Annotated in this window: 16 protein-coding genes; 12 read left to right on the plus strand and 4 right to left on the minus strand. The window is 68.1% G+C overall.

The window, feature by feature from the left end:
* Positions 1 to 28: 28 nt before the first annotated feature.
* Positions 29 to 1,240, minus strand: coding sequence for an ABC transporter substrate-binding protein (locus tag IEW34_RS28215; RefSeq protein ID WP_244642270.1), 1,212 nt, complete (start codon positions 1,238 to 1,240; stop codon positions 29 to 31).
* A 406-nt stretch (positions 1,241 to 1,646) separates the two neighbouring features.
* Between IEW34_RS28215 and IEW34_RS28220 the strand changes: the two genes are divergently transcribed.
* The 4 genes from IEW34_RS28220 (at position 1,647) to IEW34_RS28235 (ending at position 6,833) form a co-directional block, all read left to right on the plus strand.
* The gene (locus tag IEW34_RS28220) at positions 1,647 to 2,768 is read left to right on the plus strand and encodes an LLM class flavin-dependent oxidoreductase (RefSeq protein WP_188612586.1); all 1,122 of its coding nucleotides are present in this window, start codon (positions 1,647 to 1,649) and stop codon (positions 2,766 to 2,768) included.
* Between the two features lie 310 nt (positions 2,769 to 3,078).
* Positions 3,079 to 4,308 carry an ABC transporter substrate-binding protein gene (locus tag IEW34_RS28225; protein WP_373288343.1) on the plus strand — a complete coding sequence of 410 codons (1,230 nt, stop codon included), beginning with the start codon at positions 3,079 to 3,081 and terminating at the stop codon, positions 4,306 to 4,308.
* Positions 4,309 to 4,428: 120 nt separating this feature from the next.
* Positions 4,429 to 5,994, plus strand: a complete 1,566-nt coding sequence (locus IEW34_RS28230; RefSeq protein WP_188612587.1) for an AMP-binding protein — start codon at positions 4,429 to 4,431, stop codon at positions 5,992 to 5,994.
* Positions 5,994 to 6,833, plus strand: a complete 840-nt coding sequence (locus IEW34_RS28235; RefSeq protein WP_188612588.1) for an SDR family NAD(P)-dependent oxidoreductase — start codon at positions 5,994 to 5,996, stop codon at positions 6,831 to 6,833. Before IEW34_RS28230 ends, IEW34_RS28235 begins: the two co-directional genes overlap by 1 nt.
* A gap of 55 nt (positions 6,834 to 6,888) precedes the next feature.
* Here the strand turns inward: IEW34_RS28235 and IEW34_RS28240 are convergent, their stop codons facing one another.
* The 3 genes from IEW34_RS28240 to IEW34_RS28250 all read right to left on the minus strand — a co-directional run bounded on the left by IEW34_RS28240 (position 6,889) and on the right by IEW34_RS28250 (position 9,659).
* The gene (locus IEW34_RS28240; RefSeq protein WP_188612589.1) at positions 6,889 to 7,785 is read right to left on the minus strand and encodes an alpha/beta fold hydrolase; all 897 of its coding nucleotides are present in this window, start codon (positions 7,783 to 7,785) and stop codon (positions 6,889 to 6,891) included.
* Between the two features lie 167 nt (positions 7,786 to 7,952).
* The gene (locus tag IEW34_RS28245; RefSeq protein ID WP_188612590.1) at positions 7,953 to 8,537 is read right to left on the minus strand and encodes a TetR/AcrR family transcriptional regulator; all 585 of its coding nucleotides are present in this window, start codon (positions 8,535 to 8,537) and stop codon (positions 7,953 to 7,955) included.
* A gap of 315 nt (positions 8,538 to 8,852) precedes the next feature.
* Positions 8,853 to 9,659: an IclR family transcriptional regulator gene (locus IEW34_RS28250; protein ID WP_188612591.1), complete on the minus strand. Its 807-nt coding sequence runs from the start codon at positions 9,657 to 9,659 to the stop codon at positions 8,853 to 8,855.
* Positions 9,660 to 9,817: 158 nt separating this feature from the next.
* Here IEW34_RS28250 and IEW34_RS28255 point away from each other — a divergent pair, with 158 nt between their 5' ends.
* The 8 genes from IEW34_RS28255 (at position 9,818) to IEW34_RS28290 (ending at position 19,563) form a co-directional block, all read left to right on the plus strand.
* Complete coding sequence (locus IEW34_RS28255; protein WP_188612592.1) at positions 9,818 to 10,966, plus strand: ABC transporter substrate-binding protein; 1,149 nt, start codon at positions 9,818 to 9,820, stop codon at positions 10,964 to 10,966.
* Positions 10,967 to 10,995: 29 nt separating this feature from the next.
* Positions 10,996 to 11,871 carry a branched-chain amino acid ABC transporter permease gene (locus IEW34_RS28260; RefSeq protein WP_188612593.1) on the plus strand — a complete coding sequence of 292 codons (876 nt, stop codon included), beginning with the start codon at positions 10,996 to 10,998 and terminating at the stop codon, positions 11,869 to 11,871.
* A 5-nt stretch (positions 11,872 to 11,876) separates the two neighbouring features.
* On the plus strand, positions 11,877 to 12,851 hold the full coding sequence (locus IEW34_RS28265; protein WP_188612594.1) for a branched-chain amino acid ABC transporter permease: 975 nt from the start codon (positions 11,877 to 11,879) through the stop codon (positions 12,849 to 12,851).
* Positions 12,848 to 13,585 carry an ABC transporter ATP-binding protein gene (locus tag IEW34_RS28270; protein WP_188612595.1) on the plus strand — a complete coding sequence of 246 codons (738 nt, stop codon included), beginning with the start codon at positions 12,848 to 12,850 and terminating at the stop codon, positions 13,583 to 13,585. The genes IEW34_RS28265 and IEW34_RS28270 overlap by 4 nt, the downstream gene beginning before the upstream one ends.
* Positions 13,572 to 14,279 carry an ABC transporter ATP-binding protein gene (locus tag IEW34_RS28275; RefSeq protein ID WP_188612596.1) on the plus strand — a complete coding sequence of 236 codons (708 nt, stop codon included), beginning with the start codon at positions 13,572 to 13,574 and terminating at the stop codon, positions 14,277 to 14,279. The genes IEW34_RS28270 and IEW34_RS28275 overlap by 14 nt, the downstream gene beginning before the upstream one ends.
* Positions 14,280 to 14,376: 97 nt before the next feature.
* Positions 14,377 to 15,690, plus strand: coding sequence for an aspartate aminotransferase family protein (locus tag IEW34_RS28280; RefSeq protein ID WP_188612597.1), 1,314 nt, complete (start codon positions 14,377 to 14,379; stop codon positions 15,688 to 15,690).
* A 47-nt stretch (positions 15,691 to 15,737) separates the two neighbouring features.
* Positions 15,738 to 17,396 carry a hydantoinase B/oxoprolinase family protein gene (locus IEW34_RS28285; RefSeq protein WP_188612598.1) on the plus strand — a complete coding sequence of 553 codons (1,659 nt, stop codon included), beginning with the start codon at positions 15,738 to 15,740 and terminating at the stop codon, positions 17,394 to 17,396.
* Position 17,397: 1 nt separating this feature from the next.
* A complete protein-coding gene (locus IEW34_RS28290; RefSeq protein WP_188612599.1) occupies positions 17,398 to 19,563 on the plus strand; it encodes a hydantoinase/oxoprolinase family protein in 2,166 nt (721 codons plus the stop codon).
* The last annotated feature ends 9 nt before the right edge of the window (positions 19,564 to 19,572 follow it).

The raw sequence follows: 19,572 nt of genomic DNA on the forward strand, positions 1-19,572 counted from the left end.
TCGCGTGAACCGGCTTTTGTTGGTCATTCTATTGGTCAAGCTTGCAGCCGCCCTCGGCCAGCGGCCTCAGTATCCCGGCGGCATCGATGCGTTGCTGGATGTCATAATAGTCCCACGCCGCCTTGCTCTCGGACGGCGCCTTCACCCGGGCTAGAAACTGGTCGTTCATGAGCCGACCGTCGGCGCGCACGCGCGCCCCCTCGGCGTAAAAGTCGTCGACGGGCAATTCCTTCAGCTTCGCGGCGACGGCGTCGCCCGCATCGGTCTTCGCCGCTTCGACGGCGCGCAGATAGGCGAGGACCGCGCTGTACATGCCCGCCTGGTTCTGGCTCGGCATCTTGCCAGCCTCGGCAAAGAAACGCCTGGCGAAATCGCGCGTCGCCTCGGTCCTGTCCCAATAGAACGCCGTGACCAGTTGCAGGCCCTGCGCAACGCTCAGCCCCAGGCTGTGGACGTTCTGGATGAAGAAGGTCGTCGCGGCGAGCTTCTGGCCACCCTGGACCAGGCCGAACTCCGCCGCCTGCTTGATCGAGTTGATCGTATCAGGCCCGGCATTGGCCAAGGCGACGACCTTGGCTTGCGATGTCTGGGCCTGCAAGATGAAGGAACTCAGGTCCGGCGTGTAGATGGGGTGAAGGGCGGACCCCACCACCTTGCCGCCCTCGCCCTCGACGACGGCCTTGAGCTGACTGAGCATGGCGTGGCCAAACGCGTAGTCGGCCGCCAGGATGTACCACGAGCTGCCCCGTCCGCCGAGGCTCGACAGCCCGACGGCGCGCGCGATCGAATAGGTATCGTAGACCCATTGGAACCCGGTCGGAATGCAATCGGCGCCGTAGAGGCGATCGGAGCCAGAGCTGTGGATGACGACCTTCTTGCGCTCCCTAGCCAGGCTCTGGACGGCGAGCGACACGCTGGAATTGCCGAGGTCAATGATCAGGTCGACCTGCTCGGCATCGAACCAGCGGCGGGCGATGGTGGACGCAAGGTCCGTCTTGTTCTGGTGGTCGGCGACCACCAGCTCGATCCTGGCGCCAGCGGCTGCGGCGCCGAAGTCGGCGATGGCGAGCCGAGCCGCGATCGCCGAGCCGACGCCGGTCACGTCCGAGGCCGGCCCCGACTGATCGTTGAGCACACCGATCTTGACGACGTCGTTCGTGATCTGCGCCGCCGCCGGTGCGGCCGCGCCGATCGAGCCGAGCGACGTCCATAGCATCGTCAGCAGCACGCCCGTGCGCATGCTATCTCCTCCCTGATTTCCAGCTTGCCGTCCGCTGAGCCCGTCGCGGCGAACACGAGAGCGGGCACGCAACGACCGGCTCACGCCGGTCGGCGCCGGCGCCAGACTGGGTCGCCGAGCGTCCGCATGTGCTGTTGCCGACACCCGTGGTGGGGGAACGGCTCCGTCGCGATGGCGCTGCGGCAACGTCTATTGGCGCCGGCAAACCCGCTCCTCCCAATACGCGTCTTTTTCATACTTGTCGGTCAAGTGGTAAAGCGACCGTCGGGTCATTTCAAGTCGGACCGGTCATAAATTGCGACGAGGCCGGTGCGGCGGCGCGCCTGCTCAAGCAATGGCCGCGCCTCGCGTTGACATAGACTGATCAGTATGACTTCATGCCTAATCGTAATATGGAGCCATCAGTATGCACGTCGGCACGTCGGTCATTTTCCAGAACCCCGGTCAGCGTCTGACGGATCGCGAAGTCTACGAGGGGAACGTCAGGCTTGCCGACTTGGCCGAGCCGCTCGGCTTTGAATCGATCTGGACGGCCGAGCATCACTTCACCGACTACACCATGTGCCCCAACCCCGCGCAGTTCCTGACCTACATGGCCGGGCGCACCCGGACGGCACGGCTGGGGACAATGGTGATGGTGCTGCCCTGGCATCACCCGGTCCGGGTCGCCGAAGAGCTGTCGGTCCTGGACCATCTCTCCGGCGGCAGAGCCATCCTCGGAATCGGCCGCGGCATCGGCAAGGTCGAATTCGACCGGTTTCAGGTCGACATGAACGAGTCGCGTGAACGCTTCATCGAAATCGCGACGTGCGTCATAGAGGGGCTCGAGACCGGCGTTCTCGAACACGACGGCAAGTACATCAAGCAAATCCCCTCGCCGATCCGGCCCTTGCCGCTACGCTCGTTCAAGGGCCGCACCTACGCCTCGGCCGTATCGCCCGAATCCATGCGCATCATGGCCGAGCTCGGCCTGGGTATCCTCATCATCCCGCAGAAATCCTGGGACGACACGGTCGCCGACGTCGCAAGCTACAGCGCCATCTTCGAGGACGTGAACGGCTGCCGGGCGCCGGCGCCGATCTCGGCCGGATGGGTCTTCTGCGACGAAGATCCGGTGCGAGCGCGCGAACTCGCGCAAAAATACATCGGCGACTATTATGAATCGGTGCTGGCCCATTATGACTTCGGCGCGCACATGAAGACCATCAGTGGCTACGAATACTACGGCAAATTTCACGACACGATCAAGAAGCGTGGCGAACAGAAGATGATCGACTTCTTCGTCGATCTGCACGTGTGGGGCACGCCGAAACAATGCCTCGACAAGATCGTCCACCTTCATGAGAAGGTGAACAACTCCGGATTTTTAGGCATCTTCGGCTATGCCGACATGTCTTTTGCCGAGGCCGAGCGCAATATGAAGCTATTCGCCGCAGAGGTCATGCCGTCGCTGAAGAGGATCGGAGACGCGCGCGGGATCGATGCCGCGCCCGCTCAGCATCTGCCCGGGCGCCTCGCCGTCGCATAGGCGCATCACCACCCCTCATGAAGGGAGAACATCCGCGCCAATCGCCCGCTTCAGCTCGTTCGCGAGGAGCTTCGCACCGGGATGTCGAGCCTTCGTGGCTGGAGAGCCTTTGTGGGTAGCGAGTCTTTGTCGATGGATGGTCGGGCCAAGCCCGACCATGACGTTGAGGGTAAAGACGTTCCGCCCCACTCGTCGTGGTCGGGCTTGACCCGGCCATCCAACCACTTGAACCAATAGATCTGGAGCGCAAGGGGCTCCAATATAAGCCGCTGCCGAAACGGCAAGCAAAAAAGCAAAAGGGGAGGAAGGGATGCTCACACGTTACGTGTTCAGGCCGATGACGTGCGCTCTGCTGGGCTGCACGATGAGCGTCGGCGCCGCACAGGCCCAACTGTCGAACGATGTCGTCAAGATCGGCGTCCTCACGGATTTGGGCGGCACCTATGCCGCCGCGACCGGTCCCGGCTCCGTCGTCGCCGTCAAGATGGCCGTCGAGGACTTCGGTAGCAAGGTGCTCGGCAAGCCGATCGAGGTAATCGCCGGCGATCATCAGGGAAAGCCCGACATCGGCGTGGCCCTCGCCCGCCGATGGATCGATGTCGACAAGGTGGACGCCATCGCCGACGTGCCGGGTTCCAACGTTGCCCTGGCAGTTCAGCACCTCACGCGCGAGAAGAACATCGCGCTGCTGATCAGCGGGTCGGGCACCACGGAGCTGATCGGCAAGTCCTGCTCGCCGACGACCGTCCTTTACGTGTTCGATACCTATTCACTTGCGAAGACCTCCGCGAAGGCAGCGGTCGATGCGCTGGGCAAGTCGTTCTTCTTCATCACGCTCGACTCCGCCTTCGGCACCGCCATCGAATCGTCGTTGACGAAACTCATCACGGAGGCGGGCGGCAAGGTCATCGGAACTGTCAAGCACCCTGTCGGAATGTTGGACTTTTCGTCGATGGTGCTGCAGGCGCAGTCGTCGATGGCCGACGTCGTCGTGCTGGCCAACGGGGCCGGCGACGCGTCCAACGCGTTGAAGACGGCGAGCGAGTACGGCGTGAAGCAGAACGTCATGGCCATGATCTTCCTCGACACGGACGTTCATGCCGCGGGCCTGAACGTCGCCAAGGGGCTCGTCGTACCAACGCCGTTCTACAGGTCCCGCACGGAGACAAGTGCCGCGTGGAGCAGGCGCTATTTCGAGCGGATGGGCACCATGCCCAACTTCTCGCATGCGGGAGCCTATTCCTACACCCTCAACTACCTGAAGGCGATCGAGGCGGCCGGGACCGACGATTCGCTGGCGGTCGTCGCCAGGATGAAACAGACCCCCATCGACGACATGTTCGCGAAGGGACAAATACGGGCCGACGGCAAATTCGTCTTCGATCAATATCTCGTCCGCGTCAAATCCCCCGCCGAATCGCAAGGCCCCTGGGACTACTTCAAGCTCATCGAAACGGTGCCGGGGGATATTGCCAACCCGCCGCTGGAGCAAGGCGGCTGCCCGCTGGCCGGCGGGCAGGCCGCCTCGGTCTCCAGGTAGGCGACCGACGTCGCAGAGCGGGCGCAACCCGCTCCCCGCATCCTGCGCCGGCGTCCTCGCCGCCGGCCGTACACCATGCGCAACCGACCGGAAGACCGGCGCAGTGTCAGGGAGGCGATCATGGCGCGCTGTACCTACGATTGGATTCGTCACCACCGCCAGATCATTCCGGGCAAGCTTGCTCTGATCGATCTGCACTCCAGCCGATCATATACCTACGCGGCGCTGGACGAACGCATCGACGCGTTGACGCGTTTTCTCGAACAGCGCTTTACGATCGCCCGGGACGACACGGTCGCGGTGCTTTGCCACAATTCGACCGACGTGCTGGAGGTGCAGTTCGCTTGCCGGCGGCTGCCGGCCCGGTTCCTTCCGCTGAATTGGCGGCTGACCGCGGCCGAGCTCGAATACATCATGCGCGATGCAGGTGTGTCGGTGCTCTTCGTTGGACCGGAGTTCGAGGCCGTCGGACGAGAAGCCGCGCATGCCGCCGGGGTGCCCCACGTCCTGACGGTTCGTGACGGCGCCGACAGCGACTACGAGCAAGGCATTGCCCGGCACAGGGCCGGCGCTCCCCGAGCGATTCCCGAGCTCTCGGAGGAGACCGTCTGGACCGTCATGTATACGTCCGGAACGACGGGACACCCGAAGGGCGCGCTGATCACCTACGGCATGGTCGATTGCCTGGTGGCGCATCTGGTGGCGAAGGTGGGGCTGTCGACGGACACTGTCAGTCTGACCGTGCTGCCGATGTTCCATATCAGCGGACTCAATACCTACGTCAACCCGGTGCTCTGCCTCGGCGGCACCAACTTCGTCATGCGAACATTTGACGCCAGCCAGTGCCTCCGGCTGATCGCCGACCCCGAAGCCGGCCTCTCACACTTCATGGGCGTGCCGACGCACTTCCTGTTCATGTCGGAGCTGCCGCAGTTCCAGGCTGCCCGCTTCGACCACCTCGTCAGCGTCATCTCGGGAGGCCAGGCGGTGCCTATCCCGATGGTCGATCTGTTCGCGTCGAAAGGGATGCGGCTACAGCAGGGCTGGGGCATGACGGAGGCCTGCTCGCTCATCTTGCTGCTCTCGAAGCACGACATCGAGACGAAGCGCGGCTCGGTCGGGCTGCCCGTCATGAATGTCGACATCCGCATCGTCGACGCGCAGTTCAACGACGTCACGCCGGGCGAGGTCGGCGAGCTGCTCGTGCGTGGGCCGCAGATCTCGCCAGGCTACCTCAATAATCCGGCAGCAAACGCAAGCCAGTGGCACGAGGGCTGGTTCCGGACCGGCGATGCCTTTCGTATCGATGAAGACGGATATTACTATATCGTCGACCGCTGGAAGGACATGTACATCTCGGGCGGCGAGAACGTCTATCCCGCCGAGGTCGAGCGGGTCATCGTCGAGCTCGACCAGGTTCTCGAGGTGGCCGTCGTAGGCATTCCGAACGACCGGTGGGGAGAGGTCGGCCGCGCCTTCATCGCCCTCAGGAATGGGGCGCCCGAGATCGGTCCCGGCGCGGTGATCGACCACTGCCGGACCAAGCTTGCCCGCTACAAGGTTCCGGCGGAGGTCGTGTTCGTCCGCGACCTGCCCCACACGCCCTCGGGGAAAATCCAGAAGCACGTCCTGCCCCGCACGCCGCTCGCGCCGGCCCCGGCTGGCCAATCGGTGGAGTTCAGCTGATGCCGACGTATGGACGCCTCGGGGCGCGGGTCGCTCTCGTCACCGGCGCCGCTCGCGGCATCGGCCGCGCGACGGCGCTCAAGCTGGCGGACGAAGGCGCTCATGTGGTGCTCAACGATGTCGACGCCGAGCCGCTCGCGGCGACCGCCCGGGCGGTCCGCGATCAAGGCGGCCAGGCCACGATCCTGGCGGCGGACGTGACCGAGCCGGACTTCGGCGAACGCTTCGTGGCCGCGGCGATGGGGGCATGCGGGCGCATCGACATCATCGTCGCGAACGCCGGGTACGGTTGGAATGCGCGGCTCGACCGTCAGACCGACGAGCAGTGGGCGGTGATGATCGACACGCACGCGACCTCGTCGTTCCGGCTCGTCCGGGCGGCGCTGCCTCACCTGCGCGGTGAGGATCAGGTGACAGCCGCCACAGGCAAGCCAACGCACCGGAAGGTGGTCTTCGTCTCGTCCGTCGCAGCGGTCTACGGCGCTCCCCGGATGGCCAGCTACGCGGCAGCCAAAGGCGCGCTCGGCGGCCTCACACGGAGCCTCGCCCAGGAGCTCGGGCCGTTCGCCATCAATGTCAATGCGGTTGCCTTCGGCTTCACGGACACACGGCTGACGCGTCCGGTGGGCCCGGGCGAGACGGGCGAGGTCGAAGTCGGCGGCCGCGCGCAGAAGCTCGGTTACAAGGCCGAAGGGCGCGACGAGCCCATCGGCCGCATCCCGCTCGGCCGTCCCGGAACGGCGGAGGAAGCCGCCGGAGCCATATGGTTTCTCTGCTTACCCGAATCCGACTACGTGACGGGCCAGACGCTCGTCGCCAGCGGCGGCCTCTATATCTGAACCTGAGCGCGGTGCCGCCGCCGGTCGACGCAGGCGGCGGCTCGCGGAGCCCCGGTCACCGCTTGCCGGCCACGGCGCCCGGATTGGCAAGCCCTTCCGCCAGGCTGCGCGGATCGCGCAGCCCCCACCGGCCTCGCTCGACGGTGGAGAAGAAGCGCTGCACCTCTTCGTTGAAGGCGGCCGGTTCCTCCAGATTGATGGCATGGCCGGACCTGGGAAGCATCCACAGACCCGCGGACGGAATCGTACGCTTCAGGAACAAGTTGACGTCCAGACATGGTTCGTCCTCGTCGCCGACCGCGAGCAGGATGGGCGTTGTCAACCGGTCCAGCTGTTCCTCAAGATCATAGAGCGATGGGCGAATCGCCTGGTAGTTGCGCAGCGTGAGCGCCGAACCCTGGGCGGAATGCTCACTCAGATGCCGGACGAACTCTTGCCAGCCGCGAGGATCCTTGTTCTGCAGCTGGATGCGCGTGGCTCCCAGCCCGACCGCAGGGGCGACGGCGGCCGATCCCGCCTCCAGGAACTGCCCGGCCATGGCCTCCGCGTGGGCCTTGAAGGAGGCGCGGTGCTCGCGCGCGGCGCCCGAGCCGCAGCCCGCCACGACAATGGCGCTCGCCAAGCCTGGGTGCCGCAGGCCGAACTGCAAGGCAGCATACGCGCCCATGCTCAATCCGACGATGTGAGCCTTCTCTACCCCGATATGGCGCGCCACGGCGGCGATATCATCGGCCGAATGGATATAGCTGTACGAATCCTCAGCGCTCGGCACATCGGAAGGCGGGTATCCGCGCGCATTGAAAGCTATGCATCGATACTCCCGTGAGAAAAAACGAAGTTGTGCTTCCCATTCACGCAGATCCGATCCGAACTCATGGACGAATATGATCGGATGTCCGGTGCCGACTTCCTCGTAGTAGAGCCGGACTGCTCCTGACTGGGCATAAGGCATCGTCTCTCCCACCGGTCTTGCTTCTGGCTACGACCGCCGTCTCGACCTTTGACGAGAGCAGTGTCGTCGCCGACAAGCGACGATGTCAACGGCATGCCACACTTGCAAAATCGTCGACCAACCGGACAACCCCACGCCTCTGCCGGGCGCCTTGGCCGCGGCCTCGTTCAGGATGCCCGCACCATTCGTTGCACCAGCCGCGCCGTCGTCTCGGCGAGGGCCTGCGCCGACAGCTTTCGTCCGGGCTTGAACCAGGAATAGGTGAAGTTGATCATACCTGAGATCAGCCGGGCGGTCGTCTGGGTATCATCGACCTGGAAGAGGCCTTTGCTTTGCCCCTCGTCCAGGATGCCGGACAGAATTTGGTCGAAGGCGCGGCGGCGGCGGTTGATCTCGGCGATATGCGCGGGCTCCAGATTCTTCTCTTCCCGGATGAAGATCGCGACGGACATCTTCTCCTGCGTAATGACGCGTGCGAAGCCGCGAATGAGTTCGTCGAGCTGCTTGCCCGGTTCTCCTTCCGATCTCGATATGCGCTCTGCCATCTCGAGCGCCAGCGCGCTTCCCGCTTGGCAGACGATGAACAGGATTTCGGACTTGCTGTCGAAATATGAGTAGATGAATTGCTTTGTCGTCTTCAGTTCGGCGGCGATCGCATCAACGGTCGTGCTGTCGTAACCATGCTGGTAGAATAGCTTTTCTGCCGCTTTGACGATGCGATCGCGCTTGAAAGCGATCACCTCGTCTCTCAACTTCGTCACTCTCCTTGCCATCCGCCGAAGTCTCCACGTCCCAATCGCAGTCGAATGCCTCGTTCGCTCCTGGCGCGGACCATTCTGGGTTCGAAGGGGTAAGTCAAACCGTGCGATGGGAGGCGATTGCCGCGCCCCTTCCATAGGCCTGGGCGACCGACGCCCCGGCGCGCAGTCCGCGAAGTTCCGGCTCCTCCGTTGAAGCGGTGATGACGGCGTGACTGCCGCGCAACGTGTTGATGAAGCGTCCGGGCAGCGGCGGGCCCGGGCGGACGTTTTTCGGGTTGGCCGCCTGCTAACCAGCCCCCGGCGTCGTCACAGCTGTGGCAACTCAGACGTCCGTGCGGCGATCGCCGAGCCCAGCGAGAGGGCCTGGGACAGCCGGGCGGCGGCGGCGCGCAGGCTCGCGATGCGGGTGGCCATGGCGTCGTTCATGATGCGCGGGACCGGCCCGACGATGCCGACGCTGTGCAGCACGGCCCCGCTCGCCTGCACGATCGGCACGCCGAGCGCGCCCAGCCCCTCGTCGATCTCGGAGATGCAGGTGGCATAGCCCTGGACGCGGACGCTCGCGTATTCCGCCCGGATCAGCTCGGGATCGGTGCGGGTCTGCGACGTGAGCCGCGGCAGGGGCTCAGCCAGCGCCCGCGCGACGAGCGACGGGCTCTGAAACGCCAGGATCACCTTGGCGGTCGCGGCAGCGTGCGGCGGCATCTCGATGCCCGGCTGCACAAATGCGCGCCACCTGACCTCCGGCGACACGGTCACGGCCACATGCACGCGGTGGCCGACCAGGCGGCTAACGTAGCAGGTCTCGCCGCGCTCGGCCGCCAGGGCCTCCAGCTGCGGTCGGACCAGCGCCTCGATCCAGCCGCCGTCGGCGGACATGTGCACCAGCCGCACCAGCCTGTCCGCCAGGCGGAACGTGCGGTTGCGGCCGTCCCCGCCCTTGATCAGGCCCGAGCGCGCCAGCCCGCCGAGAAGGCGGTGCGCGGTCGTCTTCGGCAACCCCAGCAGCGAGCCGACATCGCTGGCGGTGATGGCGCCGGGAAAGGCCGCCACCAGCTCCAGAACGGCGATGTAGCGTTCCAACGGGCCGCCCGCTTGGGCCGCATCATCCATGAGGTCTGCTGATTTGCGAGGCACGGCAATCCCGATGGCGAGTTGACAGAGCCGCGAATGGGCCCCTAACTAAAACCGTTAAACGGAACTTAGTCCCGATTTTCGGTACTAACACGAGCGGCGCGGCCGCGGCAACACCGGCACCAGGAGCACGCGGCATGAGATTGACACGGCGAACCCTGCTCTCGCTGGCGGCTGCGACGACCGCCCTGTCCATGGCGGTGCCGCTGCGTGCGGCGGACGCGCCCATCGTCGTCGGCGCCACCGTGCCGACAACCGGCCCGCTGTCGCTGACCGGCAAGCAGTACTTCAATACGCTCACCATGGCGGCGGAGGACATCAACGCGGCCGGCGGCATCAACGGCCGCCCGCTCAAGCTGGCGATCGAGGATGCGGGCGCCTCCAACAGCACGGCCGTCAGCGCCTTCGTCAAGCTGATACAGGATACCAAGCCGCCGTTCGCCTTCATCACCAGCTACTCGACGCAGAACCTGGCGGTGGCGCCGGAGGTTGCGAAGGCGGCCATCCCGGTCATGTATGCCGGCGGCGCCGACGCGGTGGCCGAGGGCGGCAACAGCTGGATGTTCCGCATCCGGCCCGCCGACAGCGTCACCGCGCGCGCCATGGTGCAGTTCCTGAAGGCCAAGCTTCGGGCGGCGAAGCCGGGCATCGTCTACATCCAGAACGACTTCGGCCAGGGCGGTGCCCAGGTGGCGGCCAAGCAGCTGGAGGCGCTCGGCGTGCCGGTGGTGGGCACCGAAGCCTACGGGCAGAACGACAAGGACTTCTCGGCCCAGCTGCTCAGCCTGCGGGCCAAGGGCGCCGATGTGATCCTCGCCTTCGTCTACCCCGCCGACGGGGCACTGCTGCTTCGCCAGGCCAAGATGCTCGGCCTGAAGATGCCGATCCTGTCGTCTTCGGCCGCCTTCGTGCCGGCGGCCATGCAGCTCCTCTCCCCCGGTGACCTCGACAACGTCTGGGGGGTCGTCGACGCCTTCGTCGATCCCAGCGCCGGCGAGCGCATGAAGGATTTCGCCACCCGCTACAAGACCAAGTTCGGCACCGACGCCGACCCCTATGGGCTCGCCTATTACGACGGGGCGATGCTCATGGCCGACGGCATGCGCAAGGTCGGCACCCACCCCAAGGCGCTGCGCGACTGGCTGGCCGCGGTCAAGGGCTGGGACGGCGTCGGCCACGTCTACAGCTTCGACGGCAAGGGCAACGGCGTCACCGATGTCGCGGTGGTCAAGGCCAAGCCCGGTACCAAGACGCTCGAGCTGCTCGAGCGCGTCAAGCTCGACTGACGCCCCCTTCCTCGCCTTAGCAAAGCCCCATGGCCGATTTCATCCAGCTCCTGATGAACGGGCTCGCGCTCGGCAGCGTCTACGCGCTGGCGGCCATCGGCTTCGTCATCGTCTACTCGGCGACCGGCGTCGTGAACTTCGCCGCCGGGCAGTTCGTCATGCTCGGCACGTTCGCGGGCGTCGCCACGCTGGTCAACGGCGGCTGGTCGCTGCCGGCGGGCTACTTGGGGGCGCTGGCGGCAATGGCGCTGTTCGGGGCGCTGTTCTACGCGGTCGTCTACCTGCCGCTCCGCAACAGCCCGGCGGTCACCATGATCATCGGCACGGTGGCCATCGGCATCACGCTTCAGAACGCGGCCCTGCTCGGGTTCGGCTCGTGGCCGTTTCGCCTCGTCTCGCCGTTCGAGGGCATGACGGTCGACATCGCCGGCGCGGTGGTGCCGGTGCACGCCATCGCGGTCGTCGTCACCACGGCCGTGCTGATCGGCCTGCTGTGGCTGCTGTTCAACCGCACCACGCTCGGCATCGCCATGCGGGCGGTGGCGCAGGACCTGGTCGCCGCCCGGCTGATGGGGCTCAAGGTCGGGGCGCTGCTGGCCTTCACCTGGATCCTGGCGGCCGTGCTCGCCGGTGTCGCCGGGCTGATGCTCGGGCCGATGTGGTTCGCCGACGTCAATATGGGCGATCCCATCGCCCTCAAGGCCTTCGCCGCGACCATCATCGGCGGCTTCGGCAGCCTGCCCGGGGCGATCGCCGGCGGCCTCTTCGTCGGCCTGACCGAGGTCCTCGGCGCCGCTTACGTGTCCTCCGCCTACAAGGACCTCATCGCTTTCGGCGCCATGATCCTGTTCCTGCTGCTCCGTCCGCAGGGGGTCTTCGGCGAGCGCATCCAGGATCGGGGGTGACGGCCATGCGTTCGCTTCTCGGCGTTGCCGCGCTGCTCATCGTCGGCCTGGCGCTCTCTCTGATCGTCTCGGAATACACCCTGCGCCTGCTCAACCTGGCGGTGGTCGCCGCCGTCGCCGTGGTAGGGCTGAACTTCGCCTTCGGCTACGCCGGGCTGATCTCGCTCGGCCACGCCGCCTTCGTGGGCCTGGGCGCCTACGTCCTCGCCATCCTGACGACGAAGCTCGGCTGGTCGCCCTGGCTTGCCGCCGTTCCGGCCGTCATCGGCACAGGGCTCGCGGCCGCCGTGCTCGGCTACCCGCTGCTGCGCCTCAAAGGCCACTACCTGGCGCTCGCCACGCTCGGGCTCAACGTGAGCTTCGGCATCGTTGCCACCAACTGGATCGATCTCACCGGCGGCACCAACGGCATCGCCAACATTCCCGGCCTCACGATTGCCGGCCACGAGCTTTCCGGCGAGCGGCCGTTCCTGTGGTTCGGCCTGGCGGTGCTCGCCGCGCTCGCCCTGATCGCGGCCGTCATCCACCGCTCCCGCTACGGCCGGGCCATGATGGCGGTGCGCGACGACGAGACGGCCGCCGCCATGACCGGCATCAACGTCACCCGCATGCGCGTCGCCGCCTTCACCCTGTCGGCGCTCTACGCCGCCGTGGCCGGGTGCCTGTTCGCCACCCACATCCACTTCATCTCGCCCGACGACTTCAGCTACGCCCACTCGATCACGCACCTCGCCATGCTGATCGTGGGCGGCGAGGCGACGATCGCCGGCGCCATCCTGGGCGCGGTGCTGCTGACCTTCCTGCCGGAATGGCTGCGCGTGCTCGGCGACGCCTACCTCGCCTTCTTCGGCCTCATGACGCTGGCCATCCTGATCTTCCTGCCGACCGGCATTGTCGGCCTGGCGACGCGTTGGGTCCGCCGCCCCGCGCCGCCACAGGCGGACGCAGCCATCGGCGCCGAGGAGGCGAGCCGGCCATGAGCATCCTGCGCGCGGAGGGCATCAGCAAGCGCTTCGGCGGGCTGCTCGCGCTTTCGGACATCGACATCCGTGTCGAGGAAGGCGAGTTCGTCGCCCTGATCGGCCCCAACGGGGCCGGCAAGTCGACGCTGCTCAATGTCTTGACGGGGCTCACGCCGCCGACGGCGGGACACATCGCGCTCGACGGGCGCGACATCACCCACGCGTCCACGCATGCCCGTGTCCGCGCCGGGCTCGGGCGCACCTTCCAGCGCGGGCGCCTGTTCGGGCGGCTCAGCGTCATCGAGAACGTCATGACCGGCGTCGCCAACCGGCCCGGCCGCAGCGGGCGGGAGCTGCGGGAGCTCGCCCGCGCGCAGCTCGCCCGCATGGGCCTCGAGCGCTTCGCCGAGCACGCCATCGGCTCGCTCTCCTACGGCAACAGCCGCATGGTCGAGCTGACCCGCGCGCTCGCCTGCGAGCCGCGCGTCCTGCTCCTCGACGAGCCGGCGGCGGGGCTCAACTCCGGCGAGGTGGAGGACCTGATGACCCGCCTGCGCGCCATCAGCACTGAACGCCGTCTCGCCATCGTCCTCATCGAGCACAACATGGGCATGGTGATGCGGCTGGCCCAGCGCATCGTCGTGCTGAACTTCGGCAGCAGGATCGCCGAGGGCACGCCCGCGGCCGTGCAGGCGGATCCGGCGGTCCTCGCCGCCTATCTGGGCGAAGGGTTCTCCCATGCTGGGTTGTAGCGACCTCACCGTCGCCTACGGCGACATCGTGGCCCTGCACGGGGTGACGCTCCAGGTGCGCGCCGGCGAGACGGTGGCGCTGATCGGCGCCAACGGCGCCGGCAAGACCACCCTGCTGCAGACCATCTCGGGCCTCAACAAGGTGCGCGGCGGCCACATCAGCTTCGACGGCTCGCCGCTCGACAGCCTGTCGTGCGAACGGCGGGTCCGCCTGGGCATCGCCCATGCGCCCGAAGGGCGGCGCATCTTCCCGGGCCTCACGGTCGAGGAGAACCTGGTGCTGGCGACCTCGCCCTGGCGACCCCCGGGCGGCCGCTATGGGGACGAGATCGCACAGGTCTTCGAGCTCTTCCCGCGGCTCAAGGAGCGGCGCCGGCAGCTCGGCTGGTCGCTGTCCGGCGGCGAGCAGCAGATGCTGGCGATCGGCCGGGCGCTGATGGCCCGCCCCCGGCTGCTGCTGCTCGACGAGCCCTCCCTCGGCCTCGCGCCGCGCCTGGCCGAGGAGGTCTACGAGCGTGTCGGCCGCATCCGCAGAAGCGGCCTCACCATCCTCGTCGTCGAACAGAACACGGTCCTGGCGCTCGCCGTCGCCGACCGCGGCTACGTGCTCGAAACCGGCCGCGTCGTGCTGGAGGGCGCCGCCGCCGAGCTCAAGCGCGACCCCCGCGTCCGCGAAGCTTATCTCGGCCGCTGATGGCCGCCCGCCCACCCCGACCCGCCGCCCGGGTCCGCCTCAACCCGGCGCAGGCGCCCGCCCTTGCAGCGGCGTCCCGCCGCCCAGGAGACCGTCCATGACCTATCCGGACCCCGCCGCGCGCTCCAAGGCCCTGCACGACCGTGCCAAGGCGAGCCTGCCGGGCGGCAACACGCGCACGACCGTCTTCATGAAGCCCTACCCGATCTACGCCGCCCGCGGCGAGGGCTGTCGGGTGTGGGATGCCGACGGCGTGGCGCGCATCGACTGCATCAACAACTTCACCTCCCTGATTCACGGCCACGCCCACCCGGTGCTGGTGGAGGCCGCCTGCCGCCAGGCGCGCCTCGGCACAGCCTTCGGCATGCCGACGGAATCGGAGATCGACTTGGCCGAGCTGCTCTGCCGGCGGGTCGCCTCGGTCGAGCAGGTGCGCTTCAGCAACTCCGGCAGCGAGGCCGTGATGATGGCCTTGAAGGCGGCTCGCGCCTTCACCGGCCGGCCGAAGATCGCCAAGTGCGAAGGCGCCTACCACGGCAGCTACGACTATGCGGAGATCAGCCTCGAAACGAAGCCGGAGACATGGAACCAGGGCCCGCCCGCGGCCGTCGCCTATGCCCGCGGCACGCCCCAGGGGGTGCTCGACGACGTCGTCGTGCTGCCGTTCAACGACATCGACGGCGCCGTGAGCCTGATCCGCACCCACGGGCCCGAGCTCGCCGGCGTGCTCATCGATCCGATGCCGAACCGGGCCGGGCTGGCGCCTGCCGACCGCGCCTACATCCAGGCCCTGCGCGAGGTGACGCGGGAGGTGGGCGCGCTGCTCGTCTTCGACGAGGTCATCTCCTTTCGCCTGGGATTCGCCGGCGCGCAGGCCCTCTGGGGCGTGGACGCCGACCTCACCACCTTCGGCAAGATCATGGGCGGCGGCTTCCCCGTCGGCGCGACCGGCGGCCGCACCGAGGTGATGGCCGTCTTCGACCCGAGCGAGGGCACGCCGGCGCTGCCGCACGGCGGCACCTTCTCCGCCAACCCCGTCACCATGCGCGCCGGCATCGCCGCCATGGAGCTGCTCGACGAGGCCGCCTTCGCGCGCCTCGCGGCGCTCGGCGACGCCGTCCGGGGCGGCATCGACGAGGCCTTCCGCCGCCACGGCGTCGCCGGCGGCACGACGGGGCTCGGCTCGCTGCTCAAGATCCATTTCACCGACCGGCCGGTGCGCGACTACCGCTCCGCCCATCTGCGCGAGCCCGAGGCCAGGCGGCAGGCCGCCTTCTTCAAGGCGCTGCTCAACGAGGGCGTGCTGATGGCCGGCTATGGCCTGATGGCGCTGTCGACCCCAATGTCCGACGACGATGTCGAGGCGATCGTCGCCGGCGTGTCGGCCGCCCTCCTGGCCTCGGCCGCCTGAGACCCCGCCCACCGCCTGCGTTCACAGGCCAGGCACGAGAAGCACCCATGTCCAGCGCCGTCGATCCGATCACCCGCTCCGTCGTCGAGCACCGCCTGTCGTCCATCGTCACCGAGATGGGCGAGGCGATGCTACGCACCTCCTACTCGCAGATCCTGAACTCCAGCCGGGACTTCTCGATCGCCATCACCGACACGCAGGGCCGCCTGGTCGCGCAGGCCGATCATATCCCCGTGCACGTGGGCGCCCTGCCGTGGGCCACCAAGGCGGTCGAGGAGCGATTCCGGGATGTTGCGCCGGGCGATGTCATCCTCATGAACGATCCCTATCATGGCGGCTCGCACCTGCCGGACCTCACCGCCTTCGTGCCGGTGTTCGACGGCGAAACCCGCCTGTTCTGGGCGGTCGTACGAGCGCACCAGAGCGACATCGGCGGGTCGACCTACGGCGGCTACAACCCCGGCGCGACCGAGATCTGGCAAGAGGGCCTGCGCATCCCGCCGATCCGCCTCCACGAGGCGGGACGGCCGCGCGACGACCTCGTCGACCTCTTGGCGCTCAACACCCGCAACGGCCGCGACTTCCGCGGCGACCTTGCCGCCATGGTGGGAGCCGCGCACCTGGGCGAGCGGCGCCTCGGCCGGCTATTCGCGGAGTTCGGCGGCGCGACCGTGATGGACGCCGTCGCCAGTATCTTCGACGCCGCCGAGCAACGCACCCGAGCCATCGTCGCCGAATGGGAGGATGGCGTCTTCGAGGGCGAGGCCTTCCTCGACGACGACGGCCACGGCCGGCAGGACCTGCGCATCCATGCCCGCGTCACCAAGCGGGGCAGCGACATCACCATCGATCTCTCGGACTCGGACGAGCAGTCGACCAGCTTCGTCAACTCCTCGCACGCCAACATGCAGTCGGCCTGCATGATGGCCTTCGCCTTCCTGATCGATCCGGACATCCCCAAGAACGCCGGCTCGTTCCGCCCGGTGACGGTGGTGGCGCGCGAGGGCACCATCGTGTGGGCCGAGCCCGGCCGGCCGGTGACCATGTGCACCAGCCATCCATCCAACGAGATCGTCGAGGCGATCGTGAAGGCGCTCTCGCAATCCTGCCCGGCGCGGGCGATGGCGGGCTGGGGCCGCCGCTTCCGCATTGCCCTGCAAGGCGAGGACCCGCGCACCGGCCGCAGCTTCATCTGGCACATGTTCCATGCCAGGCCCGGCGGCGGCGCCTCGGTCGCCGGCGACGGCTGGTCTTCGATCGGTGAATGGCACACCGTCGGCGGGCTCAAGTTCGGCAGCGTGGAGTTCGCCGAGGCACGTTTCCCGCTGCACTTTCGGCGGCACGAGTTCGACCCGGACTCGGGCGGTGACGGCCGCCACCGCGGCGGCCTCGGCGTAGCGCTCGATCTCGTGGTCGAGACGGCAGAGCCGGCGCTGGCCAACACGGCCGGCGACGGGGCCCGCCACGGCGCCTGCGGCATGCTCGGCGGCCACGACGGCCGGCCCCACGCCTACCGTCTGCTCTCGGCCGGCCAGCCTCCCCGCACGCTCAGGACCAAGGAGGTCGGCATCGCCGTTCGCCCGGGCGACGTGTTCGAAGTCCGCTCCGGCGGCGGGGGCGGCTGGGGCCCGCCGTCCGAGCGCAGCGCCGCGGCGCGCGCCCGGGACGTGGCTGAGGATCTGGTGGCGGCGCAGGGAGGCGCGTGAGGTGACTTCGCTCAGGATCGGAATCGACGTCGGCGGCACCTTCACCGATCTCGTCGCCGTCGATGCGGACGGGCGCACGCTGTTCGCCAAGTCCCCCTCCACGCCGCAGGACCCGTCCATCGGCGTCATGGCGGGGCTCGATGAACTCGCCCGCCGCCACGGGCTGCCGCTCGGCGAGATGCTGGCCCGCACCGAGCGCATCGTGCACGGCACCACGGTCGCCACCAACGCCCTCCTGGAGCGCAAGGGCGCACGGGTGGCGCTGCTGACCACCGAGGGCCACCGCGACGTGCTGGAGATGCGCGAAGGGCTAAAGGACGCCCGCTACGACCTGCGCGTGGCGCCGCCGGCGCCGCTGGTGCCGCGCCGTCTGCGCCTTGGCGTGCGCGAGCGGCTGCGGCCGGACGGGACGGTCGAGACGGCGCTCGACGAGGCGTCTCTCGACGCCGCCATCGCCGCGATCCGGGCCGCGGACGTGGCGGCCGTCGCCGTCTGCTATCTCCACGCTTACAAGAACCCGGCGCACGAGATCGCCACCGTGGAGCGGCTGGCGCGCGAGCTGCCCGACGTCTACGTCTCGCGCTCGAGCGATGTGCTGCCTCAGATCAAGGAGTACGAGCGCCTCTCCACGACGGTCGTCAATGCCTATGTCGGGCCGGCGGTGCGCCGCTACTTGACCAATCTGGAGCGCCGGCTGCGCGACGGCGGGCTCGCCGGCAACCTGTTCATCATCCTGTCCCACGGCGGCATGGCGCCGGTCGACGAGGCCGGCCGCCTGGCCGCGGCGACGGTGCTGTCGGGCCCGGCCGGCGGGGTCGCCGGCTCGCGCCGCTGCGCGCAGCTGCTCGGCATCGGCGACCTCATCCCCTTCGACGTCGGCGGCACCTCGACCGACATCTCCCTGATCGCCGGCGGCGAGGCGGCCCTGTCGAGCGAGCGCGGACTGGCCGGCGAGCGTATCGCCCTGCGCTCCCTCGACATCGCCTCGGTCGCCGCCGGCGGCGGCTCTCTCGCCCAGCTCGATGCCGGCGGCGGCTTCCACGTCGGGCCGGAGAGCGCCGGGGCGGTGCCGGGCCCCGCCTGCTACGGCCAGGGTGGGGCAGCACCGGCCGTCACCGACGCCAACCTGCTGCTCGGTTACCTCGACGCCGCGACCTTCCTGGGCGGCCGCCGGCCCCTCGATCTGGCGGCGGCGGAACGGGCCATGGACGCCATGGCCGAGCGCCTGCGCCTCACCCGCGACCAGACCGCGCTCGGCATCCACCGGCTCATCAATCTCAAGATGGCCGACGGCATCCGTCTGATGACCTTGCGCCGCGGCGTCGATCCCCGCCGCTTCGCGCTGCTGTCGTTCGGCGGGGGCGCCGGCCTGCACGCGGTCGAGGTGGCCCGCGAGCTGGAGATCCCCCGCGTCATCGTGCCGACCGTCGCGTCGGTGCTCTCCGCCTGGGGCATGCTGGCGAGCGACCTGCGTTACGAGGTCAGCCGCACCCACGTGGGCGACGGCGGGGCGATGACCGGCGCCCGCATGCAGGACGTCTTCGCCGAGCTGGAGCGGCAGGCCCGCGCACGCCTCACGGCCTGGTTCGACGGGGCCATCCGCACCGAGCGCTCGGCCGAGATGCGCTACGGCGAGCAGGTGTTCGAGATCGACGTAGCGCTGGGCGACATCGATTGGCAGGCGCCCGATCTGGTGGCCCGTGTGGAGGAGTGCTTCCACCGCCGCCACGAAGACCTCTACACCTACGCCTCCCGCGGCCAGGAGGTGGTGTTCGTGAACGCCCGCGTCGCCGCAGTGGGCGCCGTGCCTACGCTAGAGCATGATCCCAAGAGGTGGACACCGGCTTTTGGACAAGATCATGCGCGAGGCGAGGTCTTGCGGCCGGATGGTGATTCTACGAAAAACCATCCCGCTCGAGCGCAGCGGGAGCCGCCGGCCCCCGACGGCGAGGCGCCGGCAACGGCCCGCCGCCGCGCCTATTTCGACGGCTGGCGCGACGTGCCGGTGCACCGCATGGAGACGTTGGCGCCGGGCGCGGCCTTCGACGGGCCGGCGATCTTCGAGGCCGAGACCACCACGGTGGTCATCGGCGAGGGCGATCGGGCGACGGTCAACGAGCTCGGCTGGCTGGACATCGCGCTTCGCTCGAGCCTTTCGCCTGCGTAGCGACCGCGT

Source organism: Chelatococcus reniformis, from assembly GCF_014640075.1.
GTDB lineage: Bacteria > Pseudomonadota > Alphaproteobacteria > Rhizobiales > Beijerinckiaceae > Camelimonas > Camelimonas reniformis.